Below are 17808 nucleotides of genomic sequence, written 5' to 3' on the forward strand. Positions count from 1 at the left end.
AAGTACCAGGCGGAGGAGGAGGCGAAGATGAGCAGACGCTCCGGCATCCTCGAATTCGCCGTACTCGGCCTGCTCCGCGAGTCACCCATGCACGGGTACGAGCTGCGCAAGCGCCTCAACACGTCGCTGGGGATCTTCCGCGCCTTCAGCTACGGCACCCTCTACCCCTGCCTCAAGACGCTGGTCGCCAACGGCTGGTTGATCGAGGAACCGGGAAGCGTCCCGGCGCTACCGCCTGCCACAGGCCGCGGGGTCGCCCCCTCGTCCTCGCTGGCCGGGCGCCGCGCCAAGATCGTGTACCGGTTGACGGCAGAAGGTAAGGAGCACTTCGAGGAGCTGCTCTCGCACACCGGTCCGGACTCCTGGGAGGACGAGCACTTCGCGGCTCGTTTCGCCTTCTTCGGACAGACGGAGCGCGAGGTGCGGATGCGCGTGCTCGAAGGCCGCCGCAGCCGGCTGGAGGAGCGCCTCGAGAAGATGCGCGCCTCTCTCGCCCGCACCCGTGAACGACTCGACGACTACACGCTCGAGCTGCAGCGGCACGGCATGGAGTCCGTGGAGCGCGAGGTGCGCTGGCTGAACGAGCTCATCGAGAGCGAGCGGTCGGGACGGGATCAGCGACGATCCTCGCCCGAGGGCTCCACTCAGCACGACACATCAGGAGAGACGGGCGGCCTGCCCCGGCACCGGGACGACTCCCGGCCGGATCCGTCCGACGACACCAAGTGATATCCCCGCAGATCCGCAAGGCGTCATCGGGGAACACCGAGAACACACAGGGAGCAATCGGCATGGGTTCGGTTCGCGTAGCCATCGTCGGCGTGGGCAACTGCGCCGCCTCGCTGGTGCAGGGCGTCGAGTACTACAAGGACGCCGATCCGGCCGGCAAGGTGCCCGGTCTGATGCACGTTCAGTTCGGCGAGTACCACGTGAGTGACGTCGAGTTCGTCGCTGCCTTCGACGTCGACGCGAAGAAGGTCGGCCTCGACCTCGCGGACGCCATCGGCGCCAGCGAGAACAACACCATCAAGATCGCCGACGTGCCGAACACCGGCGTGACCGTTCAGCGCGGCCACACCCACGACGGCCTGGGCAAGTACTACCGCGAGACGATCGAGGAGTCTGCCGACGCCCCCGTCGACATCGTCCAGATCCTCAAGGACAAGCAGGTCGACGTCCTCGTCTGCTACCTGCCCGTCGGTTCCGAAGTGGCTGCGAAGTTCTACGCGCAGTGCGCCATCGACGCCAAGGTCGCCTTCGTCAACGCTCTCCCGGTCTTCATCGCCGGTACCAAGGAGTGGGCCGACAAGTTCACCGAGGCCGGTGTCCCGATCGTCGGCGACGACATCAAGTCCCAGGTGGGCGCCACCATCACGCACCGCGTGATGGCGAAGCTCTTCGAGGACCGGGGCGTCATCCTGGACCGCACGATGCAGCTGAACGTCGGCGGCAACATGGACTTCAAGAACATGCTCGAGCGTGAGCGCCTGGAGTCCAAGAAGATCTCGAAGACGCAGGCCGTCACCTCGCAGATCCGTGACCGTGAGCTCGGTGCGGACAACGTCCACATCGGCCCCTCGGACTACGTGGCCTGGCTGGACGACCGCAAGTGGGCGTATGTGCGCCTCGAGGGCCGCGCCTTCGGTGACGTCCCGCTGAACCTGGAGTACAAGCTCGAGGTCTGGGACTCCCCGAACTCCGCCGGTGTCATCATCGACGCCGTGCGCGCTGCGAAGATCGCCAAGGACCGCGGCATCGGCGGCCCGATCCTCTCGGCCTCCTCGTACTTCATGAAGTCCCCGCCGGTCCAGTACTTCGACGACGAGGCCCGCGAGAACGTCGAGAAGTTCATCGCCGGCGACGTCGAGCGCTGATCCAGCGGCTCACTGCTTCACGCTTGTCCATGTCGGGGGGTCCCCGGGCAATACGCCCGGAGGTCCCCCGCATGTGTGACCCTTGCACACATGCCTGTCGTGCGTGATCTGGGCGTGCTCCTGCGCCTTCGGAACTTCCGTCGCCTGCTCGCCGTACGACTTCTCTCCCAGTCGGCCGACGGCGTCTATCAGGTCGCGCTCGCCACGTACGTCGTCTTCTCGCCGGAGAACCAGACCACCCCGGGGGCCATCGCCTCCGCCATGGCCGTCCTTCTGCTCCCGTACTCGCTGATCGGCCCCTTCGCAGGAGTCCTGCTCGACCGCTGGCCCCGCCGCCAGGTGTTCCTGTACGGGAACCTGCTGCGAGCCGCGCTGGCCTGCTGCACGGCCCTGCTGCTCCTGAGCTCCGTACCGGACTGGCTCTTCTACATCTCCGCGCTCTGCGTCACCGCCGTCAACCGATTCGTGCTGGCCGGGCTTTCGGCATCTCTCCCTCGCGTCGTCGACACCGAGCGGCTCGTCCTCGCCAACTCCCTCTCCCCGACGGCCGGCACACTGGCCGCCACTGCGGGCGGGGGCCTCGCCCTGGGGATCCAGCTCCTGACGGACGGGTCCGACTCCGCCGTGGTCCTGCTGGGTGCGGTCCTCTACCTCTTCTCGGCGCTGAGCTCCCTGACCTTGCCCCGCACGCTCCTCGGACCGGATCGGGACCTGCACCATGTGCCTCTGCGCGAGGCGCTCGGCACGACGGCCCGGGGGCTCGTCGCGGGCTTGCGCCATCTGGCCGAGCGAAAGGACGCGGCGCACGCCCTCGCGGCCATGACGGTGCTCCGCTTCTGCTACGGAGCGCTGACGGTCATGGTGCTGATGCTGTGCCGCTACGCCTGGTCCGACAGCGAGTCCGACGGTCTCGCCCTCCTCGGCCTCGCGCTCGGCGCGTCGGCGGCGGGGTACTTCGTCGCTGCCCTGATGTCCCCCTGGGCGGTCGGACGCTTCGGGCGGTACGGGTGGCTGGCGGGGTGCGCCGGGGCGGCCGCTGTTCTGGAGCCTGCCCTGGGACTCCCGTTCACCCCCGGCCCGATGCTGGTGGCGGCCTTCGTCCTGGGGCTGGTGACACAGGGAGCGAAGATCGCGACGGACACCGAGGTGCAGACCTCTGTGGACGACGCCTATCGCGGCCGGGTCTTCTCGCTCTACGACGTGCTGTTCAACGTCGCCTTTGTCGCAGCCGCCGGAGCGTCCGCCCTCGCACTCCCCCCTGACGGGCGGTCCGTCGTCGTGGTGCTCAGCGTCGCCGTCCTCTACGCCGCCGTGTCGATGGCAATGATTCATCGGCGGCGGGTGAGCATCGCGCTCCAGCGCGCACAGATCAAGAGGTGAGGGGCGATGTTTCACGTGAAACATCGCCCCTCACCGACTGCACTGACTCACCCTCCGGCGCCCGACGTCACGTTTCACGTGAAACATGACGCGCTCTTCAGTCCTGCGCGGCCCACCACTTCTTGAGGGCATCAATCGCGGCATCGCGCTCCATAGGGCCGTTCTCCAGCCGCAATTCCAGCAGGAAAGCGTAGGCCTTGCCGATCAACGGCCCGGGCCCCACATCCAGGATCTGCATGATCTCGTTGCCGTCCAGGTCGGGCCGGATCGCCTCCAGCTCCTCCTGGTCCTGCAGTTGCGCGATGCGCTCCTCCAGCCCGTCGTAGGTGCGCGACAGGGCGTTCGCCTTGCGCTTGTTCCGCGTCGTGCAGTCGGAGCGCGTCAGCTTGTGCAAGCGGTCCAGCAGGGGCCCCGCATCCCGCACATACCTGCGCACCGCGGAGTCGGTCCATTCCCCGTCGCCGTACCCGTGAAAGCGCAGATGCAGCTCCACGAGCCTGGAGACGTCCTTGACCATGTCGTTGGAGTACTTGAGCTCGGACATGCGCTTCTTGGCCATCTTGGCCCCCACCACCTCGTGGTGGTGGAAGGAGACACGGCCGTCCTTCTCGAAGCGTCGCGTCCTCGGCTTCCCGATGTCGTGGAGCAGGGCCGCGAGGCGCAACACGAGATCCGGGCCGTCCTCCTCCAGGTCGATGGCCTGCTCCAGGACGGTCAGGGAGTGCTCATAGACGTCCTTGTGACGGTGATGCTCATCACTTTCCAGGCGCAGAGCAGGGAGCTCGGGCAGCACCCGGTCGGCGAGGCCTGTGTCCACGAGGAGACCCAGTCCCTTACGGGGGTGGCCGGAGAGCAGCAGTTTGTTGAGTTCCTCACGGACCCGCTCGGCAGAGACGATCTCGATGCGCCCCGCCATGTCCGTCATGGCCTTGACGACGTCGGGAGCCACCTCGAAGTCCAGCTGTGCGGCAAAGCGAGCGGCGCGCAGCATACGAAGAGGGTCGTCGGAGAACGACGCCTCAGGCGTGCCCGGAGTGCGCAGGACGCGCTGAGCCAGATCGTCGAGGCCCCCGTGCGGGTCGATGAACTCCTTCTGCGGCAAGGCGACGGCCATGGCGTTGACGGTGAAGTCACGGCGTACGAGGTCTTCCTCGATCGAGTCGCCGTAGGAGACCTCGGGCTTGCGTGAAGTCCTGTCGTACGCCTCCGACCGGTAGGTCGTCACCTCGATCTGGTAGCCGTCCTTCTGCGAGCCGACGGTGCCGAACGCGATTCCGACCTCCCAGACCGAGTCGGCCCAGGGGCGGACGATCTTGAGTACGTCCTCCGGGCGGGCGTCGGTCGTGAAGTCCAGGTCGTTCCCGAGCCTGCCGAGCAACGCATCGCGGACGGACCCACCGACCAGGGCGAGGCCGAATCCGGCCTCCTGGAATCGGAGAGCGAGGTCGTCGGCGACGGGGGACACCCGCAGCAGTTCGGTGACTGCGCGGTGCTGCACCTGACTCAGTGCACGGGGGCTGTCTTCGTTGGCGTTCGGCACAACAGAAAAGGGTACGTGCACGGACCGGCCCGGGCGTCATCGTTTCTTGCGCCCCTGCGAGACTCTCCCGATCATGTGGCACGGTCCCCGGCACTCAGGTGTCGGGCGCATCGTTACCATGCGGGGACGCAGAGACCGGCAGGGCCGGCACCAGCTGACGACGACGAGGGACGGATACGCGTGGCCGAGGCGGCAGACTTTCAGGGGATGAATCCCTCCCCTGCCCGCCGGTGGCTCCGGCGCACAGCCTCCTTGATCGTCGGGGCGCCACTGATCGCCGGCCTTCTCGCCGGTCCCGCGGCGCCCTCGGCCCAGGCCGAGGAGGCCACGAAGGCCCCGACCGGTTCGCGCACCGTCGATGTGTCCCTGGACACGCTCGCGCCCAGCACACCGGTCGAGGGCGACACGCTCACCGTCTCGGGCACCCTCACCAACAGAGGGAAGAAGACGGTGACGGACTCGGAGGTCGACCTGCGAGTCGGGCCGAGGCTGTCCGGAAGGGGCGCGGTCGACGCGGCCGCCAAACGCACCGGGTACCTGCCCGGTAGTAACCCGGCCAAGCTCGGCGGCGCCTACACGCTGAAGGTTCCCGAACTCGCGGCCGGGGTCAGCCGGGACTTCACCCTCTCCGTACCGGTGGACAAGCTGGATCTGGGCACGGAGGGCGTGTACCAGCTCGGGGTCTCCCTCACGGGCCGTACCACCGACTACGCCTACGACCAGGTGCTCGGCATCCAGCGAACCTTCCTGCCGTGGCAGCCGGAGGACGCCGAGAGCAAGACCAAGCTCACCTTCCTCTGGCCGCTGATCGCGTCGGCGCACATCACAGCGGAGACGGGATCCAACGAACAGCAGACCCCCGTGTTCGCCAATGACGACCTGGCTCTGGAACTCGCTCCCGGCGGCCGCCTGGAACAGCTGGTCTCGCTGGGACGGCAGCTCCCCGTCACATGGGTGATCGACCCGGACCTGCTGGCCTCTGTCGACGCCATGACGAAGAACTACCGGGTGAAGTCCGGCGACACCACGGTCGCGGGCACCAACCAGGCCATCGCCAAGAAGTGGCTCGCGGACCTCCAGACGGCGGTGAAGGAGGGAAAGGTGGTGGCCCTGCCGTTCGCCGACCCCGATCTCGCGTCCATCGCCCACCGCGGCAAGAACGTCTCGGGTGCCCTCGGCCATCTGCAGACCGCGACCGAGGTCGCCGGTACGACGGTGGAGACCGTCCTTCATGTGAAGCCGAGCACCGACTTCGCCTGGCCCGTGGACGGTGCGATCGATCCCTCGGTCGTCGACGTCGCGACCTCCGCCGGGGCGCACAAGGTGATCGCCCGCAGCGACAGCCTTCAAGAGACCGCCGGCCTGCTCTACACACCGACGTCGGCGCGGCCGATCGGTGGTGGCACCACCGCCGTCGTCGCCGACTACAGGCTCTCCACCGCGTTCACCGGCGACATGTCCAAGGCCGGCGCCTCCACCCTGGCCGTCCAGAAGTTCCTGGCCCAGACGCTGGCGGTGACGGAGCAGGCCCCGGACAACGAGCGCAGCATCGTCGTCGCCCCCCAGAGGACGCCCACCGCTGCTCAGGCCCAGAGCATGGCGCGCGCGCTGCAGGCCCTCACGGACGAACACTGGACAGAGCCCCTCGACCTGACGGCCGCAGCGGAGCAGAAGCCCGACGCGCAAGCCGTCACCAAGGTCCCCAGTACCTCCCAGTACCCGAAGAAGCTGCGAAGCCAGGAGCTGCCCACCCAGGCGTTCCAGGACATCAGGACGACGCAGGACTCGCTCGACAGTTTCCAGGTCATCCTGACGCAGCCCGACCGGGTGGTGACCCCCTTCGGGAACGCGATCAACCGCTCCGTGTCGACGTCGTGGCGCGGCAAGCCGCTGGAGGCGCAGCGGTACCGTGACGCAGTCCGCACCTATCTGCAGGGACTCAGCAACGAGGTCCAGCTGATCACGAAGTCGGATGTGACCCTGTCCGGGCGCAGCGCCACGATTCCTGTGACGGTGCAGAACAAGCTGGTCCAGGGTGTCGATCACCTCGTCCTCCGTCTGACGTCGGGCAACGCCACACGGCTCAAGCTCAACGACGGCGGAGCGGTCGCCGAAAAGCCCATCGAGATCGCGGGCGGGCACAGCCAGTCCGTGAAGTTCGACGCCTCGGCCAACGCCAACGGACAGGCCCAGGTCACCGCGCGGCTCTTCACCGCCGACGGCGTGCCGTACGGCGAGGAGATGACCTTCACCGTGAAGGTCTCGGAAGTCACACCGACCGTCCTTCTGGTCATCGCCGGCGGACTGCTGCTGCTGGTCCTGGCAGGCATCAGGATGTACACCCACCGCAAGCGCACGGTCGCGGGCGGAGCAGTGGAGAACAACGGCGGCGAGCCCGAGCAGCCGAGTGACCCGACGCCGGACACCGGTCCGGAAAGCGGGAACCCGTCGGGCCCGGGTGAGAAAGTGGACCGTTGAGCGATGTCTGTCGGGGCCTGTCGGCCGGGGACAATGAGGTGGGGTTTCGATGAACGCGCCGTACGACGGTGACCGCGGCCAGGGCGCGGGCGGAGCTGGGTCTTCCAGCGGTCCGCCGGTGCCGCCGGGCGCCGGGCAGGACGGAGAGGCACCCGACCCGTATCTGCAGCACGCGTACGACCACGACCCGTACCGTGCCCAGGACCTCGCCGCGCAGGACCCGGTGGCGGAGGCGCTCTACGACCGGGCCTCGCATCCGCCGCCGCCTCCCGGCACCTACCAGGAGCCGCAGGCCCTCTACCAGCAGCCTCCCGCCGCCCAGTACGCCCCGGACCCCCGGATCTGGGCCCAGACGCCGCCACCGGAGCCCGCAGGCCCTTCCAGGCACCTTCCGTACGGCGATCACGCGGCGACCACCCAGTACGTAGGGGTGGACGACCTGGTCACCCAGGCCTCCGGCGATCGTGGGGAGCAGGACGCCTTCGCGCACCTCTTCCGTGACCAGGAGGGGTCGGGCAGGCCTCCCGGCCCTCCGGCCGAGCCCGAGGCGGCCCCGGCACCCGTCCCGCCGAAGTCCGGAGGTCGTGCCGCCGGAATACTGAAGTCCAGTGCGGTGATGGCGGCCGGCACCCTGGTGTCCCGGCTCACCGGCTTCGTCCGCAGCCTCGTGATCACCGCGGCGCTGGGTGCCGCGATGCTCGGTGACAGCTTCACCATCGCGTACACCCTGCCGACGATGATCTACATTCTGACCGTGGGCGGTGGGCTGAACTCGGTCTTCGTTCCCCAGCTCGTCCGGTCCATGAAGGACGACGAGGACGGCGGCGAGGCCTTCGCCAACCGGCTGCTGACACTGGTCATGGTCGCCCTCGCCGTGATCGTCGCCCTCGCCGTCTTCGCTGCGCCGTGGCTCATCCACATGATGTCGCCGACGATCGCGAACAAGGAGGCCGCCAACAGCGTCGCAGTCACCTTCGCCCGCTACTGCCTGCCCACCATCTTCTTCATGGGCATCCATGTGGTCATGGGCCAGATCCTCAACGCCCGCGGGAAGTTCGGCGCGATGATGTGGACCCCGGTCCTCAACAACATCGTCATGATCTTCACCTTCGGCCTGTTCATCTGGGTCTACGGCACCTCAGCGGAATCCCGGATGGGCGTGGAGACGATCCCGCCCGAGGGGGTCCAACTGCTGGGCATCGGCACCTTGCTCGGTCTGGTCGTGCAGGCCCTGGCCATGATCCCGTACCTCCGTGAGGCGGGATTCCGCTTCCGTCCCCGCTTTGACTGGAAGGGCCACGGACTCGGGAAGACGCTCAAGCTCGCCAAGTGGACCGTCCTGTTCGTGCTGGCCAACCAGGCAGGCGTCATCGTCGTCACCCAACTGGCGACCGCGGCGGGCAGCCTCTCCGGTAAGGACGGCACAGGCTTCCTGGCCTACTCCAACGCCCAGCTGATCTGGGGCATGCCGCAGGCCATCATCACCGTCTCGGTCATGGCGGCCCTGCTGCCCCGCATCTCCCGCGCCGCCCATGACAACGACCCGGGAGCCGTCCGCGACGACATCTCGCAGGGCCTGCGCAACTCGGCGGTGGCCATCGTCCCGGTCGCCTTCACCTTCCTCGCGCTCGGCCTGCCGATGTGCACCCTGCTCTACGCCTCCAGCGGCACCGAGGCAGCACGGTCGATGGGCTTCATCCTGATGGCGTTCGGCCTCGGCCTCATCCCGTACTCCGTGCAGTACGTCGTACTCCGCGGCTTCTACGCGTACGAGGACACCCGCACCCCCTTCTACAACACGGTGATCGTGGCAGCGGTCAATGCCGCGGCTTCCGCCCTCTGCTACGTGATTCTTCCGGCGCAGTGGGCAGTCGTGGGAATGGCGGCCTCCTACGGGCTGGCCTACGCGGTCGGTGTCGGCATCGCCTGGCGACGGCTCAGCAACCGCCTCGGCGGAGACCTCGACGGAGCCCGTGTGGTGCGCACCTATGCCCGTCTCTGCCTCGCCGCGATCCCTGCGGCGGTGGTCGGCGGCGGCGTGGGCTTCGCGCTTCTGAAGGCCCTCGGCGAAGGAGCCGGCGGCTCCGTGGTGGCATTGGTCTGTGGCAGCGTCGTCCTCCTGGGCATCTTCTTCGTCGCTGCGAAGAAGATGCGTATCGAGGAGCTCAACGGCATGGTCGGCATGGTCCGGGGACGGCTCGGACGCTGAATGGGTCCCGAGCCGCACAACCATCGCCGGACACCGCGTGTCGTGCATAGCGCCGGAGTGTGGGCACAATTGGCGTGACTGTGCAGAGCTGGCTGGCATCGCGCAACGGATGGGGAGGCAGGAACGACGGTGGCGGAACGTAGCACGGCTGCCGTCGACGTGGCCGACAACGGCGGCGACGAGCCGCTGACCGCCAAGGCGGACGCGGCCACGACCGACGGGACGGCACAAACCCAGGACTCAGAGGACACGGGCCCCCAGGAAGCGGAGAGTGGGAGCGACAGCTCGGACACCGTGCCTGCGTCGCCCGACCTGCACAGCGGTCACAAACTGGCCGGGCGGTACCGCCTCGAGGAGTGCGTCACCCGACTGGACGGATTCAGCAGCTGGCGTGCTGTCGACGAGAAGCTACGGCGCGCGGTAGGCGTTCACCTCCTTCCCGCCGAGCATCCGCGCGCCCGCTCGGTGCTGGCCGCGGCCCGCTCCTCGGCACTGCTGGGTGACCCGCGCTTCGTCCAGGTCCTGGACGCCGTGGAAGAGGACGACCTCGTCTATGTCGTCCACGAATGGCTCCCCGACGCCACCGAGCTCACGGCGCTGCTGGCCGCAGGCCCCTTCGAAGCCCACGACGCCTACCAGCTCGTGAGCCAGATCTCCCAGGCCATGGCGGCCGCACACCGCGAAGGGCTCGCGCATCTGCGCCTCACCCCCGGCGCCGTGCTGCGCAGCTCGACAGGTCAGTACCGGATCCGCGGCCTGGCCGTGAACGCCGCGCTGCGCGGCATCACCGCAGCCCAGCCGCTGCGCACCGACACCGAGGCCATCGGCGCACTGCTCTATGCCGCCCTCACCCGGCGCTGGCCCTACGAGAGCGATGCCTACGGTCTCACCGGGCTCCCCAAGGACCTGGGGCTGATCCCCCCGGACCAGGTGCGGGCGGGCGTCCACCGCGGTCTCTCCGAACTGGCCATGCGCGCCCTCGCCAACGACGGCGCAACCGCGTCGCGGCAGGAACAGCCGTGCACCACCCCGGACGAGCTGGCGAAGGCCGTCGCGGCCATGCCCCGCATCCTGCCCCCGGAACCCGCCTTCACGGCGCCGCCGGAGTACCAGCGCACGACGTACCAGCAGGGCACCTACGGGCGCCCTTCGGTACGGCCCACTTCGGCCACCCAGCCCGTCATCGTTGCTCCTCCTCCCCCTCTCCAGAGCCGCACGGGCAAGGCGCTCAAGTGGGCCGTCTCCGCGCTGCTCATCGCCGCTCTGGGACTCGGCAGCTGGCAGCTGGCAGAAACGGTGCTCAACCGGGACAACGACTCCGGGGAACCGACTCCCACCCAGACCGCCGAGGACGGGACTGACGACAACAACGCTGTCGAGCCCAGCAAGCCCGTCACCATCGCCAGCGCCCAGGACTACGATCCGCTCGGCTCGGACGGCTCCGAGAAGCCCGCCTCGATAAAGAACAGCTACGACGGGGACGCGAGCTCCTACTGGAGCACGGACGGCTACTTCAGTGCCGACTTCGGACGGCTCAAGGAAGGCGTCGGAGTCGTCCTCGATCTCGGCAAGGTGCAGCAGGTGGGCAACGTGGAGGTGTCCTTCCTCGGCGGCAGCACATCCGTGGAGCTGAGGACGACGGGCAACTCGTCCGTTCCTCAGCTGCCGGACGGTTTCACCAAGAGTGCGAAGGGATCCGGAACAAAGGTGTCCCTCAAGCCCGACAAGCCGGTGCAGGCACGGTACCTTCTGGTCTGGCTGACCAAGCTGCCTCTGAGCGACGACGGCAACTACAGGGGCAAGATCTCGGACATCAAGATTACGAGCTGACGGCGCACGTGCACAGCTGAAGTCGCCAGGGGGAGGGGGCCCACCGTTGAACGACGCCGGAATGGCCGACATCAGCGATAAGGATCTCTTGGCCCAGCACGTTGCAGGCGACCCTGAGGCCTTCGGCGAGCTCGTGCGACGACACCGTGACCGCCTCTGGGCCGTGGCCCTGCGCACACTGGGCGACCGTGAGGAAGCAGCCGACGCCGTGCAGGATGCCCTTGTCTCCGCGTTCCGTGCTGCCCATACCTTCCGTGGCCAGTCCGCGGTGACCACATGGCTGCACCGGATCACCGTCAATGCCTGCCTGGACCGCGCCCGGAAGGCCGCCTCCCGGAAGACCGCGCCGGTCGACGACACCGAGCGGCTCGACCAGCTCATGGAGCCGCACGAATCCGCGGAGGCTCCCGCTGAGCGACAGGACCTGCACCGAGAGCTCCTGGCCGCACTGGCCACCCTGCCCGCCGAGCAACGTGCCGCGCTCGTCCTTGTGGACATGCAGGCCTACCCCGTTGCCGAGGCTGCCCGCATCCTCGACGTACCGACCGGGACCGTGAAGAGCCGCTGTGCGCGTGGCCGGTCCAGACTCCTCCCCCTGCTGACGCATCTGCGAACCAACAGAGAGGACGGCAAGGACGTCTCCATGGAAAGGAACCGGACGCAGGGACCATCCGTCCCACCGGCGTCAGGACCAAGAGACGCAGGCAATGGTGATCCTGCCGGAGTGAAGGGTGGAGGTGGGCTCGCATGACATCCACGGCCGACACGGCTCGGCATCCGGACATCTCCGAGATCTCCGACCTCACCGAAGGTCTCCTCCAGCCGTCCCGCGAAGCAGAACTCCGCCGCCACCTCGACGCCTGCGAAGACTGCGCCGATACCCACGCCTCGCTGGAAGAGATCCGATCGCTACTGGGGGAGCGAGAGCCACTCCTTGAGCGCATGCCTGAAGATGTGGCCGACCGCATCGACGCGGCGCTGGCCTCCGAAGCTGCGACCATCGCTCAGGCACCCACCGTCGAGCCTGCTGTTTCACGTGAAACAGCAGCAGACGTCAGTACGGCAACTCCTCGGCCGGCGGGACGCCCGCGTGGCGCCACAGGACCCGGCCGGAGTCCGGCCCGCCGTCGTCGCCGCACCGTGATCCTGGGCACCGCCTTCGGTGCTGCCGCAGTCGGCATGAGTGTCTTCCTGCTCCAGTCCGTCCAGGTGTCCCAGGACTCGGCCGGCAAGATGGCTGACAGCGGAGTCAGCGCTGCGGACAGGAGTCAGGACGACTTCTCGGAAGGAACGCTGGAAGGCCGCGTCCATACGCTTCTGGGCGAGTCGGGCGCGTCCGAGTCTGCCGGGGACGCGGGCAGGCCGTCGATGGATACCAAGTCCTCCCCGGGAGATCTGTCCCCCGGAGCCGAGTCCCCACGTACACCCCTGCGCGCGCCGATCGTGGATATTCCGCCCTGCGTCCAGCAGGGAACCGGCCGGGAGGCCCCCGCGCTGGCGGTGGAAGAGGGAAGCTACGAGGGCACGGCTGCCTTCCTCGTCGTGCTGCCCGATGCGACTGACCCTTCTCGCGTCCAGGCCTACGTCGTCGACGCCGCCTGTGTGAATTCCACGCCTGCGGCAAAGGGCCACCTGCTGCTCACGCACTCCTACGCACGCCCCTGAGGTCCTTGCCGGGAGCCGGACCGGTATTTCGGGAATGCATGCCCCGTAGGATCCGTTGGGTGGGGTGAGAGTCGTGGAACCGACCCCAGTAGGCAGTAGGCAGTCTGCAGAGACGAGGAAGAACCCGTGAGCGACGTCCGTAATGTGATCATCATCGGCTCCGGGCCGGCTGGTTACACCGCCGCCCTGTACACCGCTCGCGCGTCGCTGAAGCCGCTGGTGTTCGAGGGCGCCGTCACCGCCGGCGGTGCACTGATGAACACCACCGACGTGGAGAACTTCCCGGGCTTCCAGGACGGAATCATGGGACCTGAGCTCATGGACAACATGCGCGCACAGGCTGAGCGCTTCGGCGCCGAGCTCATCCCCGACGATGTGGTCTCCGTCGACCTCTCCGGGGACGTCAAGACCGTCACGGACACCGCAGGCACGGTGCACCTCGCCAAGGCCGTCATCGTCACCACGGGCTCCCAGCACCGCAAGCTCGGCCTGCCCAACGAGGATGCGCTCTCCGGACGCGGGGTCTCGTGGTGTGCCACCTGCGACGGCTTCTTCTTCAAGGACCAGGACATCGCCGTCGTCGGTGGCGGTGACACCGCCATGGAAGAGGCGACCTTCCTTTCCCGGTTCGCCAAGTCCGTCACGATCGTGCACCGCCGCGACTCCCTGCGCGCCTCCAAGGCCATGCAGGATCGCGCCTTCGCCGATCCGAAGATCAAGTTCGCGTGGAACAGCGAGGTTGCCACAGTCCACGGGGACCAGAAGCTGTCCAGCCTCACCCTGCGCAACACCCAGACCGGTGAGACCTCGGAGCTTCCCGTGACCGGCCTGTTCATCGCTGTCGGCCATGACCCCCGCACGGAGCTCTTCAAGGGCCAGCTCGACCTCGACGACGAGGGCTACCTCAAGGTCGACGCTCCCTCGACGCGTACCAACCTGAAGGGTGTCTTCGGCGCCGGCGACGTCGTCGACCACACGTACCGACAGGCCATCACGGCAGCCGGTACCGGTTGCTCGGCTGCTCTCGATGCTGAGCGGTTCCTGGCCGCGCTCTCCGACGAACAGCCCGCCGAGCCGGAGAAGACCCCGGCAGTCTGACTGATCCCCCGAATCCCCACCCCGCGAAGTTAAGGAGGTCGCCGTGGCCGGCGCCCTGAAGAACGTGACTGACGACTCCTTCGATGAGGACGTCCTGAAGAACGACAAGCCGGTACTGGTGGACTTCTGGGCCGCCTGGTGCGGCCCCTGCCGCCAGATCGCTCCTTCCCTGGAGGCCATCGCGGCTGAGTACGGCGACGAGATCGAGATCGTCAAGCTCAACATCGACGAGAACCCGGCCACCGCGGCGAAGTACGGCGTGATGTCGATCCCCACGCTGAACGTGTACAAGGGTGGCGAGGTCGCCAAGACGATCGTCGGCGCCAAGCCGAAGGCCGCGATCATCCGCGACCTCGAGGGCTTCATCGTCCAGAAGTAGCGCCTGGCTGTTTCACGTGAAACGGGTCCACCCCTCGGGGTGGACCCGTTTCGCATGTACGTCCCGTTCTGCATGGCCGGGCGCGCTGCTCGCGCCTCGGTCATGGATCGGGTCTCCGGACTCAGAGAGGGCGGAGCGCCGGCTCCTTCTGTACAGCGCCCAGCAGCCTGTCCAGTGCCAGCTCGACGTCTTCCTTCCAGGACAGCGTCGTACGCAGCTCAAGCCTCAGCCGCGGATGCGCAGGGTGAGGACGCACCGTCTTGAAGCCGACCGCGAGCAGGTGATCCGCAGGCAGCACGCACGCCGGCTCCTTCCAGCGGGCGTCGCCGAAGGCCTCGATCGCCTTGAAGCCGCGTCGCAGCAAGTCCTTGGCGACTGTCTGCACCATCACGCGCCCCAGCCCTTGTCCCTGGAAACCCGGCACGATCAACGCGGTCATCAGCTGCACGGCATCGGGGGAGACAGGGCTGGTGGGGAACGCCGTGGAGCGGGGAACGTACGCAGGCGGCGCGTAGAGGACGAAGCCTGCCGCGACATCGTCCACATAGACGACCCGTCCGCAGGAGCCCCACTCCAGCAGCACGGCGGAGATCCAGGCTTCCTTCTCGAGTTCAGGCCTTCCTGCCTTTACCGCAGCTTCCCCGCTGACCGGATCAAGTTCCCAGAAGACACACGAGCGGCAGCGCCTGGGGAGATCCGGAAGGTTGTCCAGTGTGAGCGGTACGAGCCGTCGCCCCATGTAGGCGGTTCCTCACTTCCTTCGGCCGCCGCATCACGTGCGGATGCCAGCGCGCTCCGTTCTCGGAACAGGCTGCCGACGAACCCCCCGACGGCACCAAGCCCCAAACCGACTGTCACCAGGTGGCTGCGATTCACTGATCGCACGGCCCCCGCCTCCTCTGAGGTGGATCACGGTGGTGGATACGCCATACCAGAACGCATCGTATCCACCCAGAGGTGATGGGGATACCGAGAGACGGCAAAGGGCGGGCCGAGTTCCGGAGATCCTCCCGAACCCGGCCCGCCCTCGGCCGTCCTGCCGGCTCAGGCCTCGTCGGCCTCGGCCTGCTCTTCCTCGATGCTCCGCTCCAGCACCCGTCCCTCACCCGGAGCAAGGCTGCCGAGAATGCGGTCCAGATCCTCCATCGAGGCGAACTCGACGACGATCTTTCCCTTCTTCTGCCCGAGGTCGACCTTCACCCGCGTCTCGAACCGGTCGGAGAGGCGGGAGGCAAGATCGGTCAGAGCCGGCGAGACCCGGCCTCCGGCCCTGGGCCCCCGAGGCTTCGCGGAACTGGTCGGCTCAGAACCCAGAAGGTTCACGATCTCCTCGACCGCCCGCACCGACAGCCCCTCGGCCACGATGCGATGTGCCAACCGGTCCTGCTCCTCGTTGTCGTCCACCGAGAGCAGTGCCCTCGCGTGGCCGGCCGAGAGGACTCCTGCCGCCACTCTGCGCTGTACCGGCGGCGAGAGCCGGAGCAGACGGAGCGTGTTCGACACCTGCGGACGGGACCGGCCGATCCTGTCCGCCAGCTGATCATGCGTGCACTTGAAGTCCTTCAGCAGCTGGTCGTACGCCGCCGCCTCCTCCAGAGGATTCAGCTGAGCCCGGTGCAGGTTCTCCAGGAGTGCGTCGAGCAGCAGCTTCTCGTCGTCCGTCGCGCGGACGATGGCCGGGATGCGCTCCAGACCGGCTTCGCCGCACGCCCTCCAACGGCGCTCACCCATGATGAGCTCGAAGCGGTCGTCGTCGACCTTGCGTACGACGACGGGCTGGAGGAGACCGACCTCCTTGATGGAGGTGACCAGCTCGGCCAGAGCGTCCTCGTCGAAGACCTCGCGTGGCTGCCTGGGGTTCGGCGTGATCGAAGACAGGGGGATCTCAGCGAAGTACGCCCCGGCTGAATCGGTCTGCTCGGTGGCGGGATCCTGCTCGCCGACAGGAGAACTCGGCTCCGGAACCAATGTGCCGGAAGGGAGGGCCGCCAGTTTCGCGGCAGCCACCCCACGCTCGGCGGTCAGGATGGGCGACGCGCCCCCCGCATTCCCGCCGGACGCCGGGCTCGCGACCTGCTTCTCCTGCGGAGCTGCGGGAATCAGTGCACCGAGCCCACGCCCCAGCCCTCTACGACGCTCACTCACTGCATGCCCTCCGAATGGCTCTGCTGACTGTTCTGGACGCCCGTGTGGGCAGGTTCGCCCGTCGGGGCGTGCTGGGCCTCGTAATGCACTCCGACGCCTCTCAGCGCGATCTCGCGGGCCGCTTCGAGGTAGGACAGGGATCCGCTGGAGCCCGGGTCGTATGTCAGGACGGTCTGCCCGTAGCTCGGCGCCTCCGAGATCCGCACTGAACGCGGGATGCTGGTCCGCAGGACTTCCTTACCGAAGTGGCTGCGCACCTCCTCCGCGACCTGTGAGGCAAGCCTGGTCCTGCCGTCGTACATGGTGAGCAGGATCGTCGAGACGTGGAGATCGGGGTTCAGATGCCCCCGGACCAGGTCGACGTTGCGAAGCAGTTGCCCGAGGCCCTCCAGTGCGTAGTACTCGCACTGGATCGGGATAAGCACCTCTGCTCCTGCCACGAGCGCATTGACTGTCAGCAGTCCCAGCGAGGGCGGGCAGTCGATGAGGATGTAGTCCAGCGGCTGGTCATACGCCTGGATGGCCCGCTGCAGCCGGCTCTCCCGCGCCACCAGCGATACCAGCTCGATCTCCGCACCGGCGAGATCGATGGTCGCCGGCGCACAGAAGAGGCCTTCGACATCCGGGACCGGCTGAACGACTTCGGAGAGCGGCATGCTCTCCACCAGAACGTCGTAGATGGAGGGGACTTCCGCGTGATGGTCGATCCCCAGAGCTGTGGAGGCGTTCCCCTGCGGGTCGAGGTCCACCACCAGGACGCGTGCACCGTGCAGCGCGAGCGAAGCGGCGAGGTTGACCGTCGAGGTCGTCTTCCCCACACCGCCCTTCTGGTTGGCCACGACCATGACGCGTGTCCGGTCAGGCCGCGGCAGCCCCTCGCCGGCGCGGCCGAGGGCCTCGACCGCCAGCTGGGCCGCACGACCAATGGGTGTGTCGTCCATCGGCGGCGGTGTTTCACGTGAAACACCGTCCCCCAGGGACTCGGTACGGGGACCGGGGACCGGATCGGTCATCGGTCCCGCGATGTTGGCGTCGGACCGCAAGGATTCACTCTCCTCGACTTCAGGCTCGCAATGAACAGAGCCTGCCATGCTTTCGGGGTCGTGAACCAGCGAGGCCGACTCTTCTGTGGATGAATCCGGTTCTGTGGACAACTCGGTAGCCCGTAGGGGCTTGCGGTCGCGCGGCGCGGCAGCCGCACGACCGCGAC

14 protein-coding genes are annotated in these 17808 nt (G+C 67.7%); 10 read left to right on the forward strand and 4 right to left on the reverse strand.

Features of this window, described 5'->3' with window-relative positions; genetic code table 11:
• Positions 1 to 27: 27 nt before the first annotated feature.
• The 3 genes from ACZ32T_RS14695 (at position 28) to ACZ32T_RS14705 (ending at position 3254) form a co-directional block, all read left to right on the forward strand.
• Positions 28 to 729 (forward strand): PadR family transcriptional regulator, encoded by a 702-nt coding sequence (locus ACZ32T_RS14695; RefSeq protein WP_104791773.1) that lies wholly within the window; start codon positions 28 to 30, stop codon positions 727 to 729.
• Positions 730 to 791: 62 nt separating this feature from the next.
• Positions 792 to 1874, forward strand: coding sequence for an inositol-3-phosphate synthase (locus ACZ32T_RS14700; RefSeq protein ID WP_467271661.1), 1083 nt, complete (start codon positions 792 to 794; stop codon positions 1872 to 1874).
• Between the two features lie 90 nt (positions 1875 to 1964).
• Positions 1965 to 3254, forward strand: coding sequence for an MFS transporter (locus ACZ32T_RS14705; RefSeq protein ID WP_467271663.1), 1290 nt, complete (start codon positions 1965 to 1967; stop codon positions 3252 to 3254).
• A gap of 97 nt (positions 3255 to 3351) precedes the next feature.
• Here the strand turns inward: ACZ32T_RS14705 and ACZ32T_RS14710 are convergent, their stop codons facing one another.
• Positions 3352 to 4794 carry a CCA tRNA nucleotidyltransferase gene (locus ACZ32T_RS14710; RefSeq protein ID WP_467266268.1) on the reverse strand — a complete coding sequence of 481 codons (1443 nt, stop codon included), beginning with the start codon at positions 4792 to 4794 and terminating at the stop codon, positions 3352 to 3354.
• A gap of 180 nt (positions 4795 to 4974) precedes the next feature.
• Here ACZ32T_RS14710 and ACZ32T_RS14715 point away from each other — a divergent pair, with 180 nt between their 5' ends.
• The 7 genes from ACZ32T_RS14715 (at position 4975) to trxA (ending at position 14453) form a co-directional block, all read left to right on the forward strand.
• Positions 4975 to 7272 (forward strand): DUF6049 family protein, encoded by a 2298-nt coding sequence (locus ACZ32T_RS14715; RefSeq protein ID WP_467367134.1) that lies wholly within the window; start codon positions 4975 to 4977, stop codon positions 7270 to 7272.
• Between the two features lie 49 nt (positions 7273 to 7321).
• Entirely contained in the window at positions 7322 to 9481 is a 2160-nt protein-coding gene (gene murJ, locus ACZ32T_RS14720; protein WP_467266272.1) for a murein biosynthesis integral membrane protein MurJ, read from the forward strand.
• A 129-nt stretch (positions 9482 to 9610) separates the two neighbouring features.
• Complete coding sequence (locus tag ACZ32T_RS14725; RefSeq protein WP_467367136.1) at positions 9611 to 11311, forward strand: protein kinase family protein; 1701 nt, start codon at positions 9611 to 9613, stop codon at positions 11309 to 11311.
• A gap of 61 nt (positions 11312 to 11372) precedes the next feature.
• Positions 11373 to 12062 (forward strand): RNA polymerase sigma factor SigM, encoded by a 690-nt coding sequence (gene sigM, locus ACZ32T_RS14730; RefSeq protein WP_467266754.1) that lies wholly within the window; start codon positions 11373 to 11375, stop codon positions 12060 to 12062.
• Complete coding sequence (locus ACZ32T_RS14735) at positions 12059 to 12976, forward strand: anti-sigma factor family protein (RefSeq protein WP_467367138.1); 918 nt, start codon at positions 12059 to 12061, stop codon at positions 12974 to 12976. Before sigM ends, ACZ32T_RS14735 begins: the two co-directional genes overlap by 4 nt.
• Before the next feature lie 126 nt (positions 12977 to 13102).
• Complete coding sequence (gene trxB, locus ACZ32T_RS14740) at positions 13103 to 14074, forward strand: thioredoxin-disulfide reductase (protein WP_467266278.1); 972 nt, start codon at positions 13103 to 13105, stop codon at positions 14072 to 14074.
• Positions 14075 to 14117: 43 nt separating this feature from the next.
• Entirely contained in the window at positions 14118 to 14453 is a 336-nt protein-coding gene (trxA, locus tag ACZ32T_RS14745) for a thioredoxin (protein WP_467266280.1), read from the forward strand.
• A gap of 121 nt (positions 14454 to 14574) precedes the next feature.
• On the opposite strand, the gene ACZ32T_RS14750 is transcribed toward trxA, so the two are convergent.
• The 3 genes from ACZ32T_RS14750 to ACZ32T_RS14760 form a co-directional block, all read right to left on the reverse strand.
• Positions 14575 to 15192, reverse strand: a complete 618-nt coding sequence (locus ACZ32T_RS14750) for a GNAT family N-acetyltransferase (RefSeq protein ID WP_356709064.1) — start codon at positions 15190 to 15192, stop codon at positions 14575 to 14577.
• 305 nt (positions 15193 to 15497) lie between these two features.
• On the reverse strand, positions 15498 to 16598 hold the full coding sequence (locus ACZ32T_RS14755; protein ID WP_467266282.1) for a ParB/RepB/Spo0J family partition protein: 1101 nt from the start codon (positions 16596 to 16598) through the stop codon (positions 15498 to 15500).
• The gene (locus tag ACZ32T_RS14760; RefSeq protein ID WP_467266757.1) at positions 16595 to 17689 is read right to left on the reverse strand and encodes a ParA family protein; all 1095 of its coding nucleotides are present in this window, start codon (positions 17687 to 17689) and stop codon (positions 16595 to 16597) included. The genes ACZ32T_RS14755 and ACZ32T_RS14760 overlap by 4 nt, the downstream gene beginning before the upstream one ends.
• Between the last annotated feature and the right edge of the window lie 119 nt (positions 17690 to 17808).

The sequence above is a fragment of the Streptomyces sp. NPDC023573 genome (genome assembly GCF_055559735.1).